We start from the raw sequence: 20594 nt of genomic DNA, 5'->3' as shown, positions 1-20594 counted from the left end.
GTTTCAGCGGCCCCTGCCGCTGCCTATGCGCAGGACCGCGGCCCCGGTGACCCGGTCTTCTGCGAGGTCCATCAAGGCCCGGTTGGCTTCCTCGAAAGGGTAGGCGGTGGTGGTCGGGCGCAAGGGTATCCGGGCTGCCACCTCCATGAGCTCCTTCCCGTCCTGCCGTGTGTTGGCCGTAACACTGCGCAACTGGCGTTCCTGGAAGAGTTCCTCGCTGTAGTGCAGGGACGGGATATCGCTCAAGTGGATGCCTGCGACGGCCAGGGTGCCACCCCTGTCCAGGGCCCGCATCGCAACGGGCACCAGCTCGCCGGCCGGGGCGAAGAGTATTGCGGAGTCCAAAGCCACCGGTGGCCGATCCCGGGAGTCCCCGGCGAAGACGGCACCCAGTTTGAGTGCAAGCCGGCGTGCCCCCTCCGACCGGGTCATCACGTAGACCTCTGCTCCCTCGAACGTGGCGATCTGTGCGGCCAGGTGGGCCGAAGCCCCGAATCCATAGATTCCAAGGCGGCCACCGCTGGGCAGCTCCGCGCGACGCAGCGCCCGGTACCCGATGATTCCGGCGCACAGGAGCGGTGCGGCCTCTTCGTCGCCGAAAGCGTCGGGAATCGCATATGCGAAGTCCTCTTTGACGACCATTAACTCCGCGTACCCGCCGTCCACGTCCCAGCCGGTGAACCGCGGTTCCAAGCACAGGTTCTCCCGGTCCCCGAGGCAGAAGCGGCACTTGCCGCAGGTGGCGCCCAGCCAGGCCGCCCCCACCCTGTCCCCGATCCGGAATCTTGAACACCCCACCCCGAGGCCTGCCACCTCGGCAACCACTTCGTGCCCCGGTATGACCCCGGCCGCCTTCGGCTGAAGGTCTCCTTCGGCCAGATGCAAGTCCGTCCGGCACACTCCGCAGACCCTGACGGCCAGAAGGAGTTCGCCCGGACCCGGGACAGGATCAGGACGTCGCCCTCCTTTCAGGCGATCAATGCGGGCCGGCCCCGGATCTTCCACCCACCATGCGCGCACGGCTTGCCTCCTTTGCCGACGGAGAGCAGCGTTGAACAGCTTCCCTCCCAGAATCACCGTGGCAACTGCGGCGCCAACAGGGCCGAAAGTCCTCCCCGGCGGGCGGTGCCTGGCGCAGACCCGGTAGGGGACGCCGGCGAGCTTCCCGTTCCTGGTGACTTTCGGCCCTGTCGGCAGCAAGCGGCCGGACCGATGCTTGAAGCAAACCCACGGCCGTAAGGCCCGGGTGATCTACCGGCCACCTTGCTCGACGAGGAGGAAGCAATGGCCCTTACTGAACATGAGCGACACCAATTGGAGTTGCTCGCCGAGCACCTGCTGCAGGAGGATCCGCGCTTGGCCGCCAAGCTCTGCGCCGGGCCCGCCGAATCCGTGCGTCCCGCCCGCAGGGTAACTGGCGCTTTCATCCTGCTTGTCGGGACCTTCACTCTTATGGCGGGCATCGCCACGCAGCTCACGGGGCTCGGCCTGGTGGGGTTCGCCATCATGGCGTCCGGGGCCTACTTCGTCTTCGAGCACACCCGGCTGCGGATCAGCCTGCCGCGCGCCAAGGGGCCGTCTCCGGACGGCAGCGGACCCTTGGCAAACCAATAAGCACTTGGCCCAGCTCCCATCCCACCCCAAGCGAAGGAACAACTCATGGAACGCGTCATTGACAAAGTTGCACTGGTGACAGGCGCAGCCCGCGGCATCGGGGCCGCCACGGCCGCCCGGCTCCACGGCGAAGGAGCACGCGTGGTGCTGGCCGATGTCCTGGATGACGAAGGCAAGGAAACGGCGGAACGCATCGGATCGGGCGCCCTGTACGTTCACCTGGATGTGACCTCACCGCAGGACTGGGAGTCAGCCGTGGCAGCCGCCGTCGACACTTTCGGGGGCCTCAATGTCCTGGTGAACAATGCCGGAATCGTCAATTTCGCCTCCATCGAGGAGTACACACTGGAACAGTGGAACTCCGTCATCTCCGTCAACCTGACAGGCACCTTCAATGGAATCAAGGCCGCGATTCCGGCACTGAAAGCGTCCAAGGGAGGCTCCATCATCAATGTCTCCTCGATTGCGGGCTTGCGCGGATACGAGCAGATCCCTGGCTACACGGCGTCAAAATTCGGTGTCCGCGGACTCACCAAGAGCGCGGCACTCGATCTTGGCCGCCACGGTATCCGGGTCAATTCCGTCCATCCTGGCGTCATCTCCACCCCGATGACCGCCGGCATGACCATGGATATGAGCCATGTGGCGATCAGCCGCATGGGCCATCCGGGCGAAGTCGCCGACCTCATCCTCTACCTTGCTTCGGATGAAGCTTCCTTCGTCACCGGCGCAGAGTTCGTCATCGACGGCGGCGATACGGCCGGCACGGTCACCCCGACGTCAGCAAGTTGAACCGGGAGGATCGGACGACGTGTACTGGAACATGCAGATGGGTGCCTGGGGCTACGTGCTCATGGCCGTGGCCATGCTGCTTCTTTGGGGAACGGTCATCACGGCCGTAATTCTTTTCGCCCGTTCCTTGGCCAGGCCGCAGGACCGGCACTACCCTGAGGGCGGATTCGTTCCGCCGACTGTTTCCCACCCGGAACATATCCTGGCGGAACGCTTCGCCAGGGGTGAAATCGGCGCCGATGAGTACCAGAGGTCCATCGCGATATTGCGCGGCTATCCCCGTAGCGACGGCGGCGCCACACCGGGTGCAAAATAACTCCCCGAAAGATCGTCGCGCCGACAAGCCAGGAGGAGCAATGGACAGAAATTCATCCGGTAGCCGGATCGTTGTGGGCGTGGATGGCTCGGACACCTCGATCGAAGCCGCAACGGCCTTCTGGGACTATCCCCAGGCCTATGCCGGCTACATAGCCATGGGGATCGGGCAATTCGAAAAGGCGGCAGGCAACACCCTGGACGAGGCGGTCGGGAAGGCATTCGGGCCCGGACTGCCGGACAACGTCGTACCCCGGCTGGTCCACGGCCACCCGCGGACCATGCTCATCGAGGCCAGCAAGGACGCGGACATGGTCGTTGTGGGCCGGCGCGGCCACGGAGGCTTCGGCGGGCTCCTCCTCGGCTCCGTCAGTTCCGCCCTGGTGGCGCACGCCTGTTGCCCGGTGCTCGTAGTCCACACACCTGAAGCCGGCTGACCATGGCAGCACAAATTGTCGCCGGGTATGACGGCTCGGCCGAAGCAGCTGCCGCGGTCCGCTGGGCAGCGCGCCAGGCATCCTTGCGGGACGCCGGGCTTGCCGTGGTTCATTGCTCCCTCTGGCCGGCCTTTACCCATGACCTCGGGCCGGTGCCCGGGATCGCGGGCAGCGGCCTGCGGCACGCTGCCGAGGCCGTGCTGGCCGAAGGAGCGGCCCTCGCGCGGGAAGCGTCGACCGATCTGCCTGTCAGCCCGGTCTTGAAGTACGGCTGGCCCGCCTCGGTTCTCAGGGAACTTTCCAGCGACGCCGGCATGCTGGTCGTCGGCAGCCGCGGCATCGGCGGCTTCATGGGCCTGATGGTCGGCTCGGTCAGCCTTGAACTGGCGGCCACGGCGGACTGTCCCATCGCGGTCATCCGCGGCACCGGTCAAGAGGGCGGGCCCGTCGTCGTCGGCGTTGATGCCGATGACCGCGGGCAAGAGGATCCGCCGCAATGGGAGCCCGCCGTCCGGCAGGCATGCGCACTTGCGACGTCCACCGGGTCGGAACTGCGGGTGGTCCATGTCCAGCACAAGCATGGCGGAAGGCACCGGGCCGCTGAGTTTGCCGAGGCGATCCGGCCGGAGGACCTGCTCGACGACGTCGTCCGTGCCACCCGCCGCTGGGCACCGGACCTCGATGTGCAGACGCGACTACTTACCGGCGCTTCGCTCGCGGGCACCCTGCTCGATGCGGCGCGGGATGCCAGCGCCATCGTCGTCGGCACCCACGGCCGGGGTGTTGTCCGGGGAAGCATCGGCTCGACCGCACATGCGGTGCTCCACCACGCGGGCTGTCCCGTGCTGGTGGTCCGCCCCGCCGGCCCGTTCCGGCCCGTTACTGCCCGCGCTTGACCGGGCGGACCCTGGTAATGATCGTGGGGCACGGAAGTTGGGAAAGCACCGCATGGGCGGTGGATCCCATCAGCAGCCGCTTGAACGCTCCCTTTCCCCGGCTCCCCAAGACCAGCAGGCGGGCGTTACCGGCGGCCCCGACGAGAGCCTGCGCCGGGTCCTTATCGGCTACGAGAACCTCGTGGACGGTGAGGTCGGGGTAGCTTTCCGCCAGACCTGCTGCGGTTTCCGACAAGATGACCCGTTCTTCCTCCGCGGCACGTTCGGCGAGCTCGCTGGGCACCCCCTTGGGCACTTGGAACCGGGGGCTTCCAAATGCATGCAGGATCGTCAGATCCTGGCGTTCCCGGTCCGCCTCCGCCGCCGCGAAGGCGACAGCCTGGGTGGCTTCCTCGGAACCGTCCGCACCGACCAGGATGCCGCGCCGCCCGCCGTCGTGCGCCTCCGTTCCCACCACGGCCACCGGGCAGAGCGCGACGGCGGCCACCTGCAGCGCCCTGTCGGTCACCGCGCCGCCGAACCATGATTCCCCGGAGCCGACGACCACCGTCGACGCCTTCCGGGACTGCTTGCGCAGCACGTATCCTGTGCTTCCCGAAACCTGTTTAGTACTCAGCTCAATGGATGGTTCCGCCTCGATCGCCCGGGCTTTCGCCTTCTCAAGGAGCTCGGCGCCGGACTTCCTGATCACGTCAATGAATGAGTAGCTTTCGTAGGACCAGCGGTCATCCAGCGCATGGACCAGAAGCACCGGCAGTTTCAACGCCGCCGCCCTGTGCATCGCCCAGGCAACCGCTGCCTGGCTGGCTTCGGTGTCGTTGACTCCGACGACAATCGGATTCTTCATGGTGGTTCCCGTTCCTCGTCAAGTTAGTGGACCCGGGCGGATCCTCAAGCCCAGTTTTCCCTTCCCGCCCCTGTGGGGTTAGGGCCGGAAGTCCTGCCGGGGCCCGCCGATGCGGCAGTCAGCGGGGGTTGTCCAGGGACACGGTTTCCAGATACTCCGGTACCCTCGCGTTCCAGCCCAGCTCGCGCTTGATGCGTGTGTGCAGCGCGTCTGAGGCATCGGGCTCCCCATGGGTGACATAGGTTATGCCGGGGATCCGGCCCGTAGCTTCAAGGTGATCCAGGATCCGGCCTCCCGTGAGCATTCCTCTGGCTGAGATGATTTTCATCGGTCCGCCCGGCGTGGACAGAAGCAACGCGGCAACACAGTGCCAAAAGTCACAGGGGCCGTTTGGGTCCTTCGACCCTTGTAGGGGTTCGAGCAGGCAAGAAACAATGTCAGAGCCGGGATAAGGGAATCCCGCTCAAAGCCGACGCCCTGCTGGGACAGGAGAACCATGGACCGTAAATCAGCCTCACATCGTTCCTCCGGCGAACCGATCAGTGTCTTCATCCTTGACGACCACGAACTGGTCCGCCGGGGTCTCCAGGAGCTTCTGGAGGGTGAAGGGTTCGTCGTGGTCGGCATGTCCGGCTCCGCCGAAGAAGCGGCCCGCCGCATCCCGGCGCTGCGCCCGGACGTTTCAGTCCTGGACGCCCGCCTGCCGGACGGCACCGGCATCGAGGTGTGCCGCGATGTGCGTTCAGTGGACCCTTCCCTGGTGTGCCTCATCCTGACCAGCTACGACGACGAACAGGCCCTCCGAAGCGCGGTCCTGGCCGGCGCCGCAGGCTATGTCCTGAAGGAGATCGGCGGCTCCGACCTCTTGGGGGCACTCCGCAAAGCCGCGCAGGGTGAATCGCTGTTTGACGCCGGATTGAAAGCGAAAATCGTCGAAGGGCTCACGGAGCCGAAACCGTTGGACCCGCGGGTGGCAGCCCTGACGCCACAGGAACGCAGGGTGCTCGAACTCGTCGGTCAGGGGTTGACGAACCGCCAGATCGGCGAAGAAATGCTGTTGGCCGAAAAGACCGTCAAGAACTACGTTTCATCCATGTTGTCGAAGCTGGGCTTCGAACGGCGCACACAGGCAGCGGTGTTCATGGCGCACGGGCCGGAAACCGGTTCTGCACCCCGCCGCTGAGGACAGCTCCGCATTCTCGGCGGAGTTGTCCTCACCGGGCTGGAACGGCCCACTCCAAGTGGGTGCCTGATTCCGGCGTGCTGCTGACTGAGAAGGTGCCGTTGAGTTCACGGGCCCGCCGTTCCATGTTGACGAGGCCGTTGCCGGGCACGGGGTCGGCGAATCCGCAGCCGTCATCTTCCACCGATAGCGACAGTTTCCCGTCCCCGGCGGCGACGGACACACCGATCCACCCGGCGCCGGAATGCCGCACGGCGTTGCTAAGCGCCTCCGAAATGACGGCCAACAGGTTCGCGGCAGCATCGTCGTCGAGCACGGAATCCACGGCCCCTGTCAAGGTCAAGTGCGGCGCGAACGCCAAGGAACGGGTCGCCCCACGGACCACCTGCAGGATTCGGCTGCTCAGAAGTTCCCGCTCCCCTGCACCGGCGCGAAGCGAGTAAATGGTGTCGCGCAAGTCGCGGATGGTTTGGTCGAGCTCTGTCGTAACGGAATCGATCCGGGCCAAGGCGGCCTCGTTGGTGGTGAAGCGCCGAAGGCTCTGAATGCTCAGCCCTGCCGCGAACAAGCGCTGAATGACCACGTCGTGCAGGTCCTTGGCGATCCGGTCCCGGTCAGTGAAGAGAACCACCTGTTCCCTCAAACGGTGGGCCCGATCGAGCTCAAGGGCCAGCACGACGTGCGAACCGAAAACAGCGCCCATCTCGATATCCGTCCTCGAGAAGGGTCCGGTGCCGCGGGCCTTGACCAGGATCAAGAGACCATGGTGGTCACCGTGGGCACTGAGGTCAATCGCCAGGAGCTGACCGAGGTTCATGCCGTCGGCCGTGCCCAGAAGGAAGCCCGCTTCGTCGACCAAGGCCGGGGGGCCGCCGCCCGCGACACCCCGGACTTCCGCGGAGTCCAGGGCCAACAGTTCGCCGGCGAATTGCCCGGCGTGTTCCCCGGAAGCTCCGAGTACCCGGTAGGCTCCGCTACTGTCCGCCGGGATCAGGATCAGCGAGAGATCGGCGCCGGATTCGCGCAGCGCCCGGTCAGCGATCAGGTTGAGCCCCCAATTGCTCTCCTCCAGGGGTTCGTCCTGCTCCAGGGCCCGCTCGCCGCCAAGCATCGTGCCGGTCACATCCATGCAGGCTTCCAGCCAGGACTCCCTGCGCCGCGCATCCTCATAGAGCCGGGCGTTTTCGATGGCGACACCGGCGGCGGCGGCCAGGGCGACGGCGAGGTCCTCGTCTTCAGCGGTGAAGTCTTCCCCGCCCTCTTTTTCGGTGAGGTAGAGATTTCCGAACACCACGTCGCGGACACGGATCGGAACCCCCAGGAAGGACTTCATGGGGGGATGATTTGGCGGGAACCCGTAAGCGTTCGGATGCTCGCGCAGGTCATGCAGGCGCAAGGGCACAGGCTCGGTGATCAGCAGGCCCAGCACACCATGGCCGGTGGGACGTGGCCCGATCCTGCCGGCGAGCTCCTCATCTATGCCGACAGTAATGAAGTGGCTCAACGCCTTGCCCTCGCCGATGACCCCAAGGGCACCGTAACGGGCCTTCAGCAGCCGGCAGGCCGATGTGACCACCCGGTCCAGGACGGCTTCCAGGCTGAGGTCCTCGGCGACCGCAACAACCGCCTCCAGCAGCCCGCGCATGTGCTCCTGGGCGTGAAGAAGCTCGCTGGCTTTGGCCAGGAATTCCGTGAGCAATTCTTCGATCCGGATCCCCGCAGCCGGATGGTGTTCGGTCCGTTCCTGGTCCGGGCTGGACATATCAGGGGTCCCTTCCATACGCTCCGATGCCAGCCTACCCGGCGGTATGACCGGGTTCCAGCATCCAATGTGGGCAGGGGCCTTTGTGCCCTGTTCCAGGAAAGGGCAAGGGCGTACCGTCGGGGCCATGACGAACAAGCCATCACCTGTTTCCGGCGTCGAGGTCCTGTCCGCCGAACAATGCTGGGCCCTCTTGCGGGGCGTGTCCGTGGGACGACTGGCGGTCTGGGCGGCAAACCATCCGGACATCTTCCCGATCAACTACAAGGTCGATCACGGAACGCTGGTCTTCCGCACCGGGGAGGGAACCAAACTTCACGCGGCCCTGGGTGACGCTCCCGTGGCATTGGAAGCCGACGGCGTCGACCAGGATACTGGCATCGCCTGGAGCGTGGTAGTAAAAGGTGGAGCCGTCGGAGTGACCCTGACCCAGGAGGTCCTGGATACGGTGGGACTCCTGCTGTTCCCCTGGCAGGCCGGCAGGAAAGACGCCTTTGTGAGGATCGTCCCGACGTCGATCACCGGCCGCCGCTTCAAAGTGACGTCACCACTGACGTGGTGGAGTCCCTTGGACGATGCAACCCGGGCAGGCCTGGAATGAACGGGAAGCCTGGGAATCCCGCCGAAAGGCTCGATCCTGCGGAATGCTGGGAGTTGCTCGGCCAAGCCACAGTTGCCAGGCTGGCGGTGATCGTGGACCGGCAGCCGGAGATTTTCCCGGTGAACTACGTGTTGGACAAAGGCACGGCGGTCTTCCGCTCGGACGTCGGGACCAAGGTCCGGGCGGCAATTCAGGATCTCTGCGCGATGGAAGTCGATGGCTACGATGCCGGTACGGGCACGGCCTGGAGCGTCGTCGTCAAGGGCCCCGTCCGGATCATCACGGATCCGCAGGAAAAGAAGGTTGTCGATGCCCTGCACCTGGATCCCTGGCAGCCGGGCCCGAAGGTCCACTATCTGCGCCTCCTCCCCGCGGTCGTCACCGGCCGGCGGTTCAAGACGACTCGACCTGACATCTGGACCACCCCGGTCACCGATGCCCGAACCGAAGAGTTCCACTAGCCCGGCACCCTGGTTCCTGCAGTTCCCGCTGCTCGCCGCACCGCGCTTGTTGCCGGCGTCATGGGAATCCTGCTGGCCACCGGGCAAGCGGCTGGAACCATCCTGGTGGTCAGGCCTTCCGAGGTCCTCCCCGTCGATGGAAGGCTGCTCTCGCCGACGGCAGTCTTCGACGAATCGACGTTGACGGGCGAGAGCCTTCCGGCCGAATCCGCGTTGGCGGTGGAGATCGGACAAGCATCTGGACAGGGATCCTGCTGAGCATCGGGTTGATGTTGGTGGCGGCCTTCGGCTTTATCCCCGCCGTGGGCAGGGCCCTTCTTCAGGAGCTGGCGGACCTCGCGACCATACTCAACGCGCTCAGGGCGCTCCGTCCCGGCTCGAGGCGGTACGAAGTCCGGCCATAGTACCGGCCGGACGGGTAACAAGGGTCGGACAATGAATCTTGAACAGAACATCCTTGGCGACCGAACCGATCAGGACGCGAAGGCCCCCCTTGCCGCGGCAGCCCAGAACCAGCAACCTGGCACCGAGGCCTGCTTTCAGGAGCGCTTCGGCCGGGCCGTGGTCCAGATCCAGCAGTTCATGCACCGGCAGGCCCGGGTTCGCGGCCGTGACACTGTCCTTGGCCGCGCTCAATATTTCCCGCCCCGCTGAAATGTCGCGTGCGGCGTGCACAATCGTGAGGTCCTCGCCCAGTCGGTTTGCCTCCGCAGCTGCATGTTCCGCAGCGATTCCGGATTCCAGGGAGCCGTCGACTCCCACGACGACGCCCGCGGCAGGACGCTGCCCAAGCACAGGAACCACTGTCACGGGGCATTGGCTGATGATTGACGTTTGGAAACTTACCGAACCGAATCCTTCACCGTGGGCGTCGGGGCCACGGTCCGTTCCCACGACCACCAGATCTGCTTCTTCGGAAAGTCCGCGCATGACCTGAGCAACTTCGCCGTCGGCGAGCACGCTTGCGAGCCTCAGATGCGGGTGCCGGGCGGACAGGCGCGCCGCCTCACCGTCCAGCAGCTCCTGCCCGTGCTTCCGGGCGGACTCATAGGAATCCTCGACGCGGAACACGGCGCGGGCGGGGACCGAATGCGCCAGCACCAGCTCGTCACCGACGTCGACGGCGCGGACGGCCGCCCAGTCCCCGGCCGCGAGCGCCGCGGGGGATCCGTTGGTGCCAAGGAGGATCCTGCCCTTCACGTTATTCACGCCTGTCCGAAGCCGGCCGTCACTGGGCCTAGTACCTCTCGGGTTCGTCGCCGAGCTCAAAATGCCGGCCGTGAATGTGCTCGGGAGTGATCTCCACATACGTGTATTTGCGCGTCGGGATCCACGGTTTGAGCGGAAGCTTGTCCAGCCTGTCCACTTCCGACTGCGACTCGACCACTCTCGCCGTACCCGTCACCACCACACTCCAGGCTTCGCTGTCGGTCACTTCGTCAACCTCGAAGGCAACGTTCGCATTGACCGTGAGTTCGGCCAGCTTCGTTCCAGGGTTCGTCCTCATCAACAGGACGCCATCGTCCGCGATGTAGTTGATGGGATAGATGTCGGGCTTGCCTAAGACCGATACAGCGAGCCGGCCGTGCCCGCACCGGCGCAGCACGCCCCACGACTGCTCCTCGTCCAGGACAGTTCCGGGCCGTTCATCACTTTCCATGGTCTTCCTCCTGGCTGTTCGGCGGTACCCGACAAGGAAACGCACCGGTTCGTGGGCCCTAGTCTTCCCCGGAACGGGCAGCAGAAACAGGGCCGAAAGTCACGACGCAGCTGCCGTCGCCGCTCCCTGCTTCTGCTTTGCGGGACTTTCTGCCCTACCGCGCGGTGCGCCTGGAACCTACGCTCGGCACATGGAAAATCCGGCCCCGGCTTCTGAAACCGTCTCCCTCACCGTGCACGACTGCTGGAAATGCCTTGAGACATCCTCTGTCGGCAGGGTGGCCCTGGTCAGCAGCGGAGACCCTGAAATCTTCCCGGTCAACTATGTGCCCAACTTCGGCACGCTGATCTTCCGTACCGGGCCGGGCACCAAGCTCAGCGCACTGCAAGGCGGGAACCCGGTTGCCTTCGAGGCGGACGGCCTCAACGCCTACGGCACCATCGCGTGGAGCGTCGTGGTCAAGGGAACGGCCGAACTCGTCGAAGATGCCGAAGAGCTCCAGGAGGCCGCAGCAACCTCACTCTCACCGTGGGAAGCCGGCGCAAAGGACCAGCTCATCCGAATCGTCCCGACCGACCTCAGCGGTCGGCGTTTCGTCATCAGCGCGCCATCGCAATGGTGGCCTCCCTTGGCCCAGAACCTGCCACCCGAGGGCACCGACGCCTGACATGCCGGGCGGGCAAAGAAATCGACCGGAAGAACGGCTGTGACATCGCGCTGCCCGCCGCCCGTTTGACGGCGGCGGCCGATGACATCATCTGGGCGCGCGGGTACATGGTCCCGTGGGTGTTGCAGCACCTCAAACGGATCTCCGAAGAGGAGCGACACGCCAAGCGGCCCAAGCCTGGCCCCGTGTTCGGCGCCCCGATGCCGCCCGGAACCGTCGTCGGACACAACCCCCGGAAGCGGTGAGAATGGCTCATGAGAGTCCCTCCCGTTGCCGTTCGGCAACCGGCCCCCTCTTTCATCGGACCACCCGGCCATCGTGGATCACCGTCCGGGGCCTCTCCTCCTCCCAAAGCACGGCAGGATCCTCGAAGGGATTCCCGTCGAGGATCAAAGCATCTCCGGCCGCACCTGCCGAGATCCGGCCGATCGCGCCGTCCTGCAGGAGCGCAGCGTTGACCGAAGTCATCGACTTCAGTGTTTCAAAAACACCGGCCACCTCGGTGTGCAAGCGGACACCGGCAAGTTGTTCGTCTTCCAGATCGCCCATGAGGTCGGTACCGAAGCCCACCGTGACGCCCGCCTGCAGTGCCAACTCGATGGCGGACTTTCCGGCGTCCAGAACCTCAGCGTTCTTGGCTTGCGAAACCGGGTTCAGTCCAAGGCCTGCGCCCCGGCGGTTCATCGCATCGTAGGTAGCGAGAGTGGGGACCAGGTAGCTGCCGCGATCTGCCATCAGGGAAGCAGTTTGGCGGTCCAGGAGGTTGCCATGTTCGATGGACCGCACGCCGTTTTCGACCGAGTGGACGATCGCTTCCGGAGAGTAGGCGTGCGCGGCAACATAGCTGCCGCGGCGGGTGGCCTCCTCCACGACCGCACGGATCTCCTCACCGGAATACTGGGGTACCCGGATGGGATCGGTGAGCGACACGACTCCGCCCGACGTCATGATCTTGATGGCATGGCTGCCGGTCCGGAATCTGTCACGGACGGTCCTCCTCAGTTCATCCACGCCGTCCACGACGGCGCACATGTGACCATGGCTGAAGCAGAGATCGAGGTCTGCGGACCGTGGATCACCGTGTCCCCCGGTCTGGCTGAGGGCGGGCCCGGTGAAGTAGTAGCGTGGCGACGGGAAGAGGCCGCCCTTGATGGCGCGCGAGAGACCCACATCGCCACCGGCCACGTCCCGGACCGTCGTGAAACCCCTCCGCAAGGCGGACTCCAGGCGTTTGGCGCCCACAAGAGCGGCGTAACTCAGCGGGCCGCGTTCGACCTCGAATCCCCCGAGGCCAACCGCGTAGGCATGGAAATGCGCGTCGATCAGGCCGGGAACCACCGTTTTGCCGGCGACGTCGAGTACCTCGCCTTGCGGAGCCACGTTTCCGACCTCGGCGATGATCCCGTCCTTGAAGACGATCGAGCCTTCCGTGAGCCCGGGCGATGAGCCGTCGAAGATCAAGGCGTTCCGGACAGTGAGAACGGTGCTGTGCGTTGAATGCATTGTGGTCTCTTCCATGGTGTCGCCACGAGATGACGGCCGGTGTCTGTCTAGCCAATTGCGCATCAGTCTATGAGCATCGAAGGACCTCAGCAGCGGTACCACCTCCCCCAGGCACTCGGCCGCCACCGGTCTTCCCGCCCTTGCCCGCGTCTGCCGCGGCGTCCAAACTTGGTCGTAGCCGTTCCGGCCGCCACTCGAGGAGCAACCATGGGCAACAATGATCGACTGCGGGAGGCATACGGCCGGCTCATCGCCGCCGTCGCGGCCAACGACGAGGACGCGCTGGCCGGGATCGTCAGTCCGGACATCGTGGACCATGGCCCCGTTCCTGGTCAGCCTCCGGGTTTGGCCGGAATCGTCTTCTGGATGCGGGGTCTCCATGCCGGGCTGTCCGAGCTCACGGGGCACGTCGAAGACACTGTCGTGGAGGGCGACAAAGTCGCCGCCCGGATGACGTGGCGGGGAGTGCACACGGGGCCGTTCCTGGGACTGCCCGCGACCGGCAAGTCCCTGAAAATCGTCTCCATTCAGGTCCTCCGCTTCGAGGACGGCTTCCTAGTCGAATGGTGGGGCGTGCCGGATCTTTATGGAGCATTCAGCGAGATTGGCGCCCGACTCGGGCTCCCAGCCGGCTGACCTTCCCGGGACGTTAGGGCAGACTGGTGGCGTGAGCGGAATCCGGTGGGTGCTGCACGTCGATCTCGACCAGTTCATTGCTGCGGTCGAAGTACTCAGGCGGCCGGAGCTTGCTGGCAAGCCGATCATTGTCGGCGGCCGGGGCGACCCCACCGAACGGGCCGTTGTGTCCACCGCGTCCTATGAGGCCCGGGCCTTCGGTGTGGGCTCCGGAATGCCCCTGCGAATTGCGGCCCGGAAAGTGCCGGACGCCGTGATCCTTCCCGTCGACTTCGAGGCCTATCTGGCGGCGTCCGAAACGGTCATGGCAACGCTGCGCGCTCAGCCAGGTGCCACCGTGCAGGTACTGGGTTGGGATGAGGCCTTTGTGGGCATTAGGACGGAGGATCCTGAAACCTACGCCCGGCAGGTGCAGGCCGCCGTCCTGGAACGGACGCAGCTGCATTGCAGCGTGGGCATCGGCGACACCCTGGTCCGGGCGAAGGTCGCTACGGGTTTCGGCAAACCGGCCGGGGTCTTCCGGCTCACTGCCGCGAACTGGCTCGACGTCATGGGCAGCCGGCCCACCAAGGAGCTGTGGGGCGTCGGAGCCCGCGTGTCGGCCCGGCTGGCCAAGCTCGGTATCGACACAGTCGCCGAACTCGCCGCGGCCGATCCCCAAAGCCTGGTCCCGGAATTCGGCCCGCGGATGGGCCCTTGGTATGCACAACTCGGACGCGGGGACGGTGCCGACGTCGTGGACGACACCCCGTGGGTTGCCCGCGGGCACAGCCGGGAGACCACCTTCCAGCGTGACCTCACCGAGCACGGCCAAGTGGACGACGCCGTCAGGGACCTGACAGCGCGCGTCCTTGAGGATGTCGCTGCTGAAGGACGGCCCGTGATCGGGCTGACGCTCAAGGTCCGGTACGCGCCGTTCTTCACGACGACCCACGCGAAGAAGATTCCCGAGACATCCGACCGGAACGAAATCCTCGCGCGGGTCTTGGACCTTGCCGCCTCGATCGAGGCGGGTCGGCCGATCCGGCTCCTGGGCCTGCGGGCCGAAATGGCCATGCCCGACGACGCCCGGCAGGGACATACGCCGACGCGCGGCGGCTGGTGACGGCGTCAGGCTTTCCTTGCCGGCCCGGGTGAGGTCATGTACGCAACCTGACGGTCTTCCAGACCTCGGCCACGGAGCAAGCCGCCGGGTCTCCTCCTTCACAGATATTCAGGAGCGCGTGCAACTGGGCTTTCCCCGGCTCGAACAAGCCGGTAAGACCGGACGCGGGCAGAATTTCCCGGGTGCCGCAAGGAGTGGGAAGGAAAGTGGGGTCATCGTTCCATCCGGCCGTCTCGCCTTGTAGTACATGGAAAATCTGGAACTGATAGGTGTCCGACGGCTCGCATTTCACTGTCAGTTCGACCCGCACCTGGTTGAAGGGCAAGAGCGTTGCGGTCACCTGGGCAAACGATACCGGTTTGGGTGCGGCGTCCGCGGGAGCGGCCGTGAGGCCGAAAATCACCGTAAGCACGGTGGCATACGTAAGCAAGTGCCGGTGGAACCTCATGTTCTGCTCCTGGGTGTTTTTGTGGGGGCGGAGCCGACTGGCGTGTTACTTAAGGCTACCCGCCAATACAGCGCGACGCCCGGGTAACCCGTACTCAATTCCACTCCTGCCGGCCGCCCCTTACGCATTGAAAGCACCGCTCGTTCCTTCCGGCGATTGACTTCTACCCACGCCGGCATCCGCCGGGTAAAGTGCTGTGAATCACCATCACGTCCTGCCCCGAAAACTGCTTCATCTTTTGACCGGCGTCCGGCCCTTCCGGACCGACGCGCCCGATTCATGAGGCCCCCGCATGGTCTCGAGCTTTGGCCTACAGGGGGTCCGGCTTTCGATTGGAAGGTTGGTACCCGCATGATGCCCGCAACCCCGCACCGACAGCACGGCGCACACGCCTCCGCTCCCGTCTTACCCCAGGCACGTCCTGGCTGCCGCAATTGCGGCGCTTCCGCCCACCTGAGCTACGACGCCTTCGTCCCTGCCTGCTACGGCACCGAGGGCCAAGGTTTGGCCGCCTCCGTCGTGAGCTATACCTGCAAGCAATGTGGAAGCCACTATTCCCAGCATGGTCCCGAGGGATGGGTACCACCGGGCTGGCAGTGGTACGACTGAGCTCTGCCCCTCCTGGTCTGCCATAGCAGACTTATTGTGACTGGAACAGCACTCGCCAGCGCCGATTCCGTTCGGGTAGGTTGGCGTGACAAATGTGGCGCGGCTCACACTCGCGGCCATGCACCCGATCCCTTGATCCCCTCATCGCCAGGACGCAGCGTCGCGCCCCGGCCCCATGAGAAACGAACACCCGGCTGATGGCCGGATTCCAGGAGGACAGTCATGACCGGTTCGTTCGAACTCTTCGAAGATGAGTACGGCTGCTTCAGATTCAGGGTCACAGCCCCCAATGGGACCATGGTGGCCCTCTCCACGGATTTTCCGGACAAGCGTGCAGCTGTGGCAGGCATCGAAGCCATGCGCGAATACGCCGGAATGGGTCTCATCACCGACCTGTGCCCCACCGTCCCCCTCGATGGACGGAGCACAGAGAAGCCCAAGAACACCAGGACAAATGAGCCCGACTCCCCCACCTGCCCCGAACCTGGAGTAATGCCTGCGGCACAGGCAAGCACTCATGCGGTCCGGGTACATCACGCCCCGTACACCCCGGTCCAAGCTCAACTCGTCAGCACTGTCAGGCGCGCAAGCGATGGTCATTCTGCCCGCCAGAGGTCGTGACCATAACGCGCTAGACAAGCTGCCCTGAGTCTTCGGAGAGCCTTGTTGCATGAAGGTTTTGGTCCTCGAATGACACCAAACGACGGGCCGTTAACCCCAGCGTCGCCCAATGACAGCAGGTGTCATGCCTCGTTGTCGCGATGAGGCTGCAACCGTAATCTCTATCCAGCCAAGGCACGCAGCCTCGGCATCAGACCTCCGCGTACAACCCGGCACCAAGCGCCTAAGCCCCACCCGCCCACGTCCACCGGGTCCCGCGGACACACCCCAACCATCTCCGTTCCTGGGCCTGGAGCGTTATGCAGGCCTGCCCTCTCGCAAAGGATTACGCCTGTGCCATCACCTCACGACAACCCGACTACCCGCATCGTTGCGGGTGAGAGCAACAAGCCCAAGGCCGGGCGTGGCCTGAAGGTGGGCATCGCCGTCGGCCTGGCCCTGCTGATCGGCGCCGGCGCCGCGGTGGCCTCGGCCGTGGCCCGGAACAACGAGGCCCCGGCCGCCGCGGGCACCTCCCCGGCGGCGGAACTGCGCCTGGGCTACTTCGGCAACGTCACCCACGCCCCGGCCCTGGTCGGTGTCAGCAAGGGACTCATCGCCAAGGAACTCGGCGCCACCAAGCTCAGCACCCAGGTCTTCAACGCCGGCCCGGCCGCGATCGAGGCCCTGAACGCCGGCGCGATCGATGCCACCTACATCGGCCCGAACCCGGCCATCAACTCCTTCGTCAAGAGCAACGGCGAATCCATCCGGATCATCGCCGGCGCCGCCGCCGGCGGCGCCCAGCTGGTCGTCAAGCCCGGGATCAAGACCGCGGCGGAGCTGAAGGGCAAGACCCTGGCCTCCCCGCAGCTGGGCGGCACCCAGGACGTCGCGCTGCGGGCCTGGCTGCTGAAGCAGGGCTACAAGACCTCCACCGACGGCAGCGGGGACGTGAACATCAACCCGACCGAGAACGCACAGACCCTGAAGCTGTTCCAGGACGGCAAGATCGACGGCGCCTGGGTCCCCGAGCCCTGGGCCTCCCGCCTGGTCCTGCAGGCCGGGGCCAAGGTGCTGGTGGACGAGAAGGACCTGTGGGCCAAGGGCGAGTTCGTCACCACCGTGCTGATCGTGAACAAGAAGTTCGCCGCCGAGCACCCCGAAACCGTCACCGCCCTGCTGAAGGGCCACGTGGCGGCGGTGGACTGGCTCAACACCGCCCCGGCCGCCGAGAAGGCCTCCGTGATCAACGCCGCCCTCAAGGACAGCGCGGGCAAGCCGCTGGCCGCGGACGTGATCGCCCGTTCCCTGCAGAACATCACCTTCACCACCGACCCGCTGGCCGCAACCTACAAGAAACTGCTCCAGGACGGCGTGGACGCCGGCACCACCAAGGCCGCGGACCTCAACGGCATTTTCGACCTGCGCGCCCTGAACGAGGTCACCGGCACAAAGACCTCCGCCGCCGGCCTCGGCCAGGACTAAGGGCACCACAAACCCCCGGCTTCCCGGGCCACCACGGCCCGGGAAGCCACAACTCTTAGTGACGGCGACCAAGCAGCGTCCGATGGTCCGGAACCGCTGACTACGCTGATGAGTGCCTTCCCGACCACGAAGGCGGTAGCCTGGCGCCGGCGCAATCAGCCGCCCGAAGGTATTCGAGCCATCCGGCCGATTTACCCAATCCGAAGCCGGAACAGCCTGGTACTCCCCTTTTGCCCGCTTGCGGCGCCTCAGCGGCAGTGATTTTCGCTGCGGATTACGATAGTCGACATCGCGAACTCAACAGCAGAACGGATGTCCCTGCACATGCTGGATCTTCACCGCCTCACCCTGCTGAGGGAAGTCAAGCTTCATGGCAGCATGAGCGCCGCAGCACGGGAACTCGCTTATAGCCATTCGGCCATTTCCCAGCAACTGGGGCTCCTGGAGAAGGAAACTGGCGTGATCCTGCTGGAGAAGGCCGGCCGCGGCGTCAAGCTCACGCCGGCCGGCGAAGAGCTGGTCCGGAACACGGAAGCGATCCTGGCTGCGATGGAGCGCGCGGAAGCTGATTTGGCGACCTCGCACCAACGCCCCCAAGGGGTAGTGACGATAGCTGCATTCACAACTATCAGCCGGAGCGTCATGCCGGCAGCTGTGGCGGAACTGGCCCGAAACTTTCCGCACCTGGACGTGCGCCTACGTCGCGAGGACCCCGAATTCGCCGTCACACAGCTACTGTCGCGACAGGTTGACGCCGTCGTAACTGACTCCTTTCCCGGCACTCCAGGGGCTCCAAGCGGGGGCATCAGCACCACTGTGATCGGTCAAGACCCCGTTCGGGGTTATCTCCCGCCTGGCCGTACTTTTGAGAACTTTGATCAGCTCCGAAACCTGCGCTGGGTCCTCGAACCACTTGCCTCGGCGTCTTCGCAATGGGCCTTGCGGGTATGCCGGGAATTGGGGATCGAGCCCATTGTCGCCCACGTCTCCTCCGACCTTCTTTTCCATCTCAGGATGGTCGAGCAAGGACTGGCCGCAGCCTTCCTGCCCGACATGGTTGTCCAGGAAGCCGGCAGCAACCTGATACCGAGTCCCTGGCTGCCCGCGGATCAACACCGAAGCATCCAGTATCTGGTCAGATCGGGAGCGGAGCGCAGCCCGGCACTCCTGGCCGTGCGGGATGCCATTGTCCGCGCGTTTCAGAGCAGACCGTCCCGTAAGTAGGACTTACAAATAACAGTCAGAAAGATTCGCTTTTTTTAACCAGCGAAGCTGGATAAATTTGCTTACATTCAGGAATTCCTCGCACTCATGCGGGTGGTTCCCATTGCTCGGCGTCCCTTTTGACGGAATCCCAAACCGCCAGTGCGATTTTGACCACTCGCATCCGGAGTTGGCCGAAGCCTCCTACACGCGGATGAAACGGCGTGTAAGCCAGCAAGCAAGAACCCCTCTTGTGCCATCACCAAAAGGAGAATCAATGAGACTCACCGCCACCACAGCCACGCCCCTGATCGCGGCGGACCCGGAGAACGTCCAGCGCGCGGACGCCGTCATCCGGTCCATCAAGCTCCCCCGTCATGGGATCGCGGTCCAGGACCCCGCCACGGCCGAGACCATTGCGCACGTTCCCGACGCCGACGTTGAGGCAGCGCTGGCAGCTGTCGCGACGGCCGACAAGGCTGGAGAGGAGTGGGCGAAGACCTCGCTCCGCCACCGCGCCGACGTCCTGCGCGCCTGGTACGACAAGCTCGTCGCCCACTCCGAGGACCTCGCCTACCTCATCTCGCGCGAGATGGGCAAGCCGCTCGCCGAGGCCCGCGGCGAGGTCAAGTACGGTAACGACTTCGTGCGCTGGTACGCCGAGGAGGCCGTGCGCCCCGTCGGAAACTTCCGGGAAACGCCCGACGGCGGCGCGAACCTTCTGACGCGCCGTTCCCCTGTCGGCCTGGCCGTCCTCATCACCCCGTGGAACTTCCCGCTCGCCATGGCGACCCGAAAGATCGCCCCGGCCCTGGCTGCGGGCTGCCCCGCTGTCATCAAGCCCGCCACCCTGACGCCCCTGACCACATACTTCGCCGTGCAGCTCGCCGTCGAGGCCGGGGTGCCGGAGGAACTGGTCCAGGTCGTCACCACGTCGAAGTCGGGGGCCTTCAGCGAGGCCGTCCTCCTCGACCCCCGGGTGCGCAAGGTGTCCTTCACCGGTTCGACGCCGGTGGGCCGCCGACTCCTGGAGCTCGCCTCCCGGAACGTGCTCCGCAGCTCGATGGAGCTCGGCGGCAACGCCCCGCTCATCGTCTTCAACGACGCCGACCTGGAGCGCGCCGTGGAGGGGACGTTCGCAGCGAAGCTCCGCAACAGCGGACAGTCCTGCATCGGCGCCAACCGCATCTACGTGCAGGACGGCATCGCTGATGACTTCGTCGCCGCACTCACGGAGCGCTTCGCCCAGATCCAGGTCGGGCACGGCCTCGGCACCGGGACGGGCCTCGGCGCACTGATCGATGACCGGGCGGTGTCGGAGATGAAGGCCTACACCGAGAACGCCGTGAGCCTTGGTGCAGAGCTACTGACCGGCGGCCACGGCTACGACTCGCCGGGCAATTTCTTCGCCCCGACCGTCCTGGACCGGGTCTCGGCGGATTCCGACGTTGCCACGTCCGAGATCTTTGGCCCCATCGCCGCCATCCAGCGGTTCAGCTCGGAAGCCGAGGTCATTGGCCGTGCCAACGCGACAGAGTTCGGCCTCGCCGGCTACGTGTTCACGGAGAACCTCGACCGCGCCCTCAACGTGGCAGACAGCCTCCAGACGGGCATCGTGGGCATCAACCAGGGCGTGCCGTCCAACGCTGCGGCTCCGTTCGGCGGCATCAAGCAGTCGGGCCTTGGCCGCGAGGGAAGCTCGGAGGGCCTCGAGGAATACGAGAACATCCGCTTCTACAACGTGTCCCGCCGCCCAACCGCCTAGAC

The 20594-nt window shown here is 65.3% G+C and carries 23 protein-coding genes; 15 read left to right on the top strand and 8 right to left on the bottom strand.

Translation table 11 applies throughout. The features are described 5' to 3' along the window. Window positions 1-3 precede the first annotated feature (3 nt). Window positions 4-1005: a zinc-dependent alcohol dehydrogenase family protein gene (locus tag ACZ9CK_RS07980; protein WP_476050876.1), complete on the bottom strand. Its 1002-nt coding sequence runs from the start codon at window positions 1003-1005 to the stop codon at window positions 4-6. A gap of 279 nt (window positions 1006-1284) precedes the next feature. Here ACZ9CK_RS07980 and ACZ9CK_RS07975 point away from each other — a divergent pair, with 279 nt between their 5' ends. The 5 genes from ACZ9CK_RS07975 to ACZ9CK_RS07955 are packed head-to-tail and all read left to right on the top strand — an operon-like array spanning window position 1285 to window position 4054. After that, window positions 1285-1614 carry a DUF3040 domain-containing protein gene (locus ACZ9CK_RS07975; RefSeq protein ID WP_476049695.1) on the top strand — a complete coding sequence of 110 codons (330 nt, stop codon included), beginning with the start codon at window positions 1285-1287 and terminating at the stop codon, window positions 1612-1614. 45 nt (window positions 1615-1659) lie between these two features. Further along, window positions 1660-2406, top strand: a complete 747-nt coding sequence (locus ACZ9CK_RS07970; RefSeq protein ID WP_476049694.1) for a glucose 1-dehydrogenase — start codon at window positions 1660-1662, stop codon at window positions 2404-2406. 19 nt (window positions 2407-2425) lie between these two features. Continuing rightward, window positions 2426-2722 (top strand): SHOCT domain-containing protein, encoded by a 297-nt coding sequence (locus ACZ9CK_RS07965; RefSeq protein WP_426303273.1) that lies wholly within the window; start codon window positions 2426-2428, stop codon window positions 2720-2722. Window positions 2723-2762: 40 nt separating this feature from the next. Continuing rightward, window positions 2763-3158, top strand: a complete 396-nt coding sequence (locus ACZ9CK_RS07960; protein ID WP_476049693.1) for a universal stress protein — start codon at window positions 2763-2765, stop codon at window positions 3156-3158. A gap of 2 nt (window positions 3159-3160) precedes the next feature. Next, the gene (locus tag ACZ9CK_RS07955; RefSeq protein WP_476049692.1) at window positions 3161-4054 is read left to right on the top strand and encodes a universal stress protein; all 894 of its coding nucleotides are present in this window, start codon (window positions 3161-3163) and stop codon (window positions 4052-4054) included. Here the strand turns inward: ACZ9CK_RS07955 and ACZ9CK_RS07950 are convergent. Then, window positions 4038-4901, bottom strand: coding sequence for a universal stress protein (locus ACZ9CK_RS07950; protein WP_476049691.1), 864 nt, complete (start codon window positions 4899-4901; stop codon window positions 4038-4040). The two genes, ACZ9CK_RS07955 and ACZ9CK_RS07950, sit on opposite strands and share 17 nt — an antisense overlap. 118 nt (window positions 4902-5019) lie before the next feature. Beyond that, complete coding sequence (locus tag ACZ9CK_RS07945) at window positions 5020-5229, bottom strand: MBL fold metallo-hydrolase RNA specificity domain-containing protein (protein WP_476049690.1); 210 nt, start codon at window positions 5227-5229, stop codon at window positions 5020-5022. A 168-nt stretch (window positions 5230-5397) separates the two neighbouring features. Here ACZ9CK_RS07945 and ACZ9CK_RS07940 point away from each other — a divergent pair, with 168 nt between their 5' ends. Continuing rightward, complete coding sequence (locus ACZ9CK_RS07940; RefSeq protein WP_476049689.1) at window positions 5398-6084, top strand: response regulator; 687 nt, start codon at window positions 5398-5400, stop codon at window positions 6082-6084. A 31-nt stretch (window positions 6085-6115) separates the two neighbouring features. On the opposite strand, the gene ACZ9CK_RS07935 is transcribed toward ACZ9CK_RS07940, so the two are convergent. Then, entirely contained in the window at window positions 6116-7846 is a 1731-nt protein-coding gene (locus ACZ9CK_RS07935; protein ID WP_476049688.1) for a GAF domain-containing sensor histidine kinase, read from the bottom strand. 127 nt (window positions 7847-7973) lie between these two features. Here ACZ9CK_RS07935 and ACZ9CK_RS07930 point away from each other — a divergent pair, with 127 nt between their 5' ends. From ACZ9CK_RS07930 to ACZ9CK_RS07920, 3 genes are read left to right on the top strand one after another with little or no spacing between them, the layout of a single operon-like run. After that, window positions 7974-8447: a pyridoxamine 5'-phosphate oxidase family protein gene (locus ACZ9CK_RS07930; protein ID WP_426303263.1), complete on the top strand. Its 474-nt coding sequence runs from the start codon at window positions 7974-7976 to the stop codon at window positions 8445-8447. Beyond that, window positions 8444-8908 (top strand): pyridoxamine 5'-phosphate oxidase family protein, encoded by a 465-nt coding sequence (locus ACZ9CK_RS07925; RefSeq protein ID WP_426303262.1) that lies wholly within the window; start codon window positions 8444-8446, stop codon window positions 8906-8908. The genes ACZ9CK_RS07930 and ACZ9CK_RS07925 overlap by 4 nt, the downstream gene beginning before the upstream one ends. A 60-nt stretch (window positions 8909-8968) precedes the next feature. Further along, window positions 8969-9166: a P-type ATPase actuator domain-containing protein gene (locus ACZ9CK_RS07920; RefSeq protein ID WP_476049687.1), complete on the top strand. Its 198-nt coding sequence runs from the start codon at window positions 8969-8971 to the stop codon at window positions 9164-9166. A gap of 99 nt (window positions 9167-9265) precedes the next feature. Here ACZ9CK_RS07920 and ACZ9CK_RS07915 read toward each other — a convergent pair whose 3' ends face one another. Together ACZ9CK_RS07915 and ACZ9CK_RS07910 are read right to left on the bottom strand one after the other, a co-directional pair. After that, the gene (locus ACZ9CK_RS07915; RefSeq protein WP_426303260.1) at window positions 9266-10117 is read right to left on the bottom strand and encodes a universal stress protein; all 852 of its coding nucleotides are present in this window, start codon (window positions 10115-10117) and stop codon (window positions 9266-9268) included. 28 nt (window positions 10118-10145) lie between these two features. Further along, a complete protein-coding gene (locus tag ACZ9CK_RS07910) occupies window positions 10146-10568 on the bottom strand; it encodes a pyridoxamine 5'-phosphate oxidase family protein (RefSeq protein ID WP_426303259.1) in 423 nt (140 codons plus the stop codon). A 190-nt stretch (window positions 10569-10758) separates the two neighbouring features. Here ACZ9CK_RS07910 and ACZ9CK_RS07905 point away from each other — a divergent pair, with 190 nt between their 5' ends. Beyond that, entirely contained in the window at window positions 10759-11235 is a 477-nt protein-coding gene (locus ACZ9CK_RS07905) for a pyridoxamine 5'-phosphate oxidase family protein (RefSeq protein WP_476049686.1), read from the top strand. A 297-nt stretch (window positions 11236-11532) separates the two neighbouring features. On the opposite strand, the gene ACZ9CK_RS07900 is transcribed toward ACZ9CK_RS07905, so the two are convergent. Then, window positions 11533-12753 carry a metal-dependent hydrolase family protein gene (locus ACZ9CK_RS07900; RefSeq protein WP_476049685.1) on the bottom strand — a complete coding sequence of 407 codons (1221 nt, stop codon included), beginning with the start codon at window positions 12751-12753 and terminating at the stop codon, window positions 11533-11535. Between the two features lie 192 nt (window positions 12754-12945). Between ACZ9CK_RS07900 and ACZ9CK_RS07895 the strand changes: the two genes are divergently transcribed. Beyond that, window positions 12946-13374 carry an ester cyclase gene (locus ACZ9CK_RS07895; protein ID WP_476049684.1) on the top strand — a complete coding sequence of 143 codons (429 nt, stop codon included), beginning with the start codon at window positions 12946-12948 and terminating at the stop codon, window positions 13372-13374. 31 nt (window positions 13375-13405) lie between these two features. After that, a complete protein-coding gene (locus tag ACZ9CK_RS07890; RefSeq protein ID WP_476049683.1) occupies window positions 13406-14479 on the top strand; it encodes a DNA polymerase IV in 1074 nt (357 codons plus the stop codon). 34 nt (window positions 14480-14513) lie between these two features. Here ACZ9CK_RS07890 and ACZ9CK_RS07885 read toward each other — a convergent pair whose 3' ends face one another. Beyond that, window positions 14514-14927, bottom strand: coding sequence for a hypothetical protein (locus ACZ9CK_RS07885; RefSeq protein WP_476049682.1), 414 nt, complete (start codon window positions 14925-14927; stop codon window positions 14514-14516). 1563 nt (window positions 14928-16490) lie between these two features. Between ACZ9CK_RS07885 and ACZ9CK_RS07880 the strand changes: the two genes are divergently transcribed. The 3 genes from ACZ9CK_RS07880 (at window position 16491) to ACZ9CK_RS07870 (ending at window position 20592) form a co-directional block, all read left to right on the top strand. Then, window positions 16491-17624: an ABC transporter substrate-binding protein gene (locus ACZ9CK_RS07880; RefSeq protein ID WP_476049681.1), complete on the top strand. Its 1134-nt coding sequence runs from the start codon at window positions 16491-16493 to the stop codon at window positions 17622-17624. Window positions 17625-17936: 312 nt separating this feature from the next. After that, window positions 17937-18848: a LysR family transcriptional regulator gene (locus tag ACZ9CK_RS07875; protein ID WP_476049680.1), complete on the top strand. Its 912-nt coding sequence runs from the start codon at window positions 17937-17939 to the stop codon at window positions 18846-18848. A gap of 256 nt (window positions 18849-19104) precedes the next feature. After that, on the top strand, window positions 19105-20592 hold the full coding sequence (locus ACZ9CK_RS07870; protein ID WP_426303252.1) for an NAD-dependent succinate-semialdehyde dehydrogenase: 1488 nt from the start codon (window positions 19105-19107) through the stop codon (window positions 20590-20592). Window positions 20593-20594: the final 2 nt, after the last annotated feature.

The sequence above is a fragment of the Arthrobacter sp. TE26545 genome, assembly GCF_056279005.1.
The sequence above is the reverse complement of the archived record's forward strand: the minus strand, read 5'-3'. Positions and strand labels throughout refer to the sequence as shown.

Bases quoted from the DNA above. Each gene is read 5' to 3' on its own strand.
- ACZ9CK_RS07975 (WP_476049695.1), top strand. From the start codon at position 1,285: ATGGCCCTTACTGAACATGAGCGACACCAATTGGAGTTGCTCGCCGAG.
- ACZ9CK_RS07970 (WP_476049694.1), top strand. From the start codon at position 1,660: ATGGAACGCGTCATTGACAAAGTTGCACTGGTGACAGGCGCAGCCCGC.
- ACZ9CK_RS07960 (WP_476049693.1), top strand. From the start codon at position 2,763: ATGGACAGAAATTCATCCGGTAGCCGGATCGTTGTGGGCGTGGATGGC.
- ACZ9CK_RS07955 (WP_476049692.1), top strand. From the start codon at position 3,161: ATGGCAGCACAAATTGTCGCCGGGTATGACGGCTCGGCCGAAGCAGCT.
- ACZ9CK_RS07950 (WP_476049691.1), bottom strand. From the start codon at position 4,901: ATGAAGAATCCGATTGTCGTCGGAGTCAACGACACCGAAGCCAGCCAG.
- ACZ9CK_RS07945 (WP_476049690.1), bottom strand. From the start codon at position 5,229: ATGAAAATCATCTCAGCCAGAGGAATGCTCACGGGAGGCCGGATCCTG.
- ACZ9CK_RS07940 (WP_476049689.1), top strand. From the start codon at position 5,398: ATGGACCGTAAATCAGCCTCACATCGTTCCTCCGGCGAACCGATCAGT.
- ACZ9CK_RS07935 (WP_476049688.1), bottom strand. From the start codon at position 7,846: ATGTCCAGCCCGGACCAGGAACGGACCGAACACCATCCGGCTGCGGGG.
- ACZ9CK_RS07930 (WP_426303263.1), top strand. From the start codon at position 7,974: ATGACGAACAAGCCATCACCTGTTTCCGGCGTCGAGGTCCTGTCCGCC.
- ACZ9CK_RS07925 (WP_426303262.1), top strand. From the start codon at position 8,444: ATGAACGGGAAGCCTGGGAATCCCGCCGAAAGGCTCGATCCTGCGGAA.
- ACZ9CK_RS07920 (WP_476049687.1), top strand. From the start codon at position 8,969: ATGGGAATCCTGCTGGCCACCGGGCAAGCGGCTGGAACCATCCTGGTG.
- ACZ9CK_RS07910 (WP_426303259.1), bottom strand. From the start codon at position 10,568: ATGGAAAGTGATGAACGGCCCGGAACTGTCCTGGACGAGGAGCAGTCG.
- ACZ9CK_RS07905 (WP_476049686.1), top strand. From the start codon at position 10,759: ATGGAAAATCCGGCCCCGGCTTCTGAAACCGTCTCCCTCACCGTGCAC.
- ACZ9CK_RS07900 (WP_476049685.1), bottom strand. From the start codon at position 12,753: ATGGAAGAGACCACAATGCATTCAACGCACAGCACCGTTCTCACTGTC.
- ACZ9CK_RS07895 (WP_476049684.1), top strand. From the start codon at position 12,946: ATGGGCAACAATGATCGACTGCGGGAGGCATACGGCCGGCTCATCGCC.
- ACZ9CK_RS07885 (WP_476049682.1), bottom strand. From the start codon at position 14,927: ATGAGGTTCCACCGGCACTTGCTTACGTATGCCACCGTGCTTACGGTG.
- ACZ9CK_RS07875 (WP_476049680.1), top strand. From the start codon at position 17,937: ATGTCCCTGCACATGCTGGATCTTCACCGCCTCACCCTGCTGAGGGAA.
- ACZ9CK_RS07870 (WP_426303252.1), top strand. From the start codon at position 19,105: ATGAGACTCACCGCCACCACAGCCACGCCCCTGATCGCGGCGGACCCG.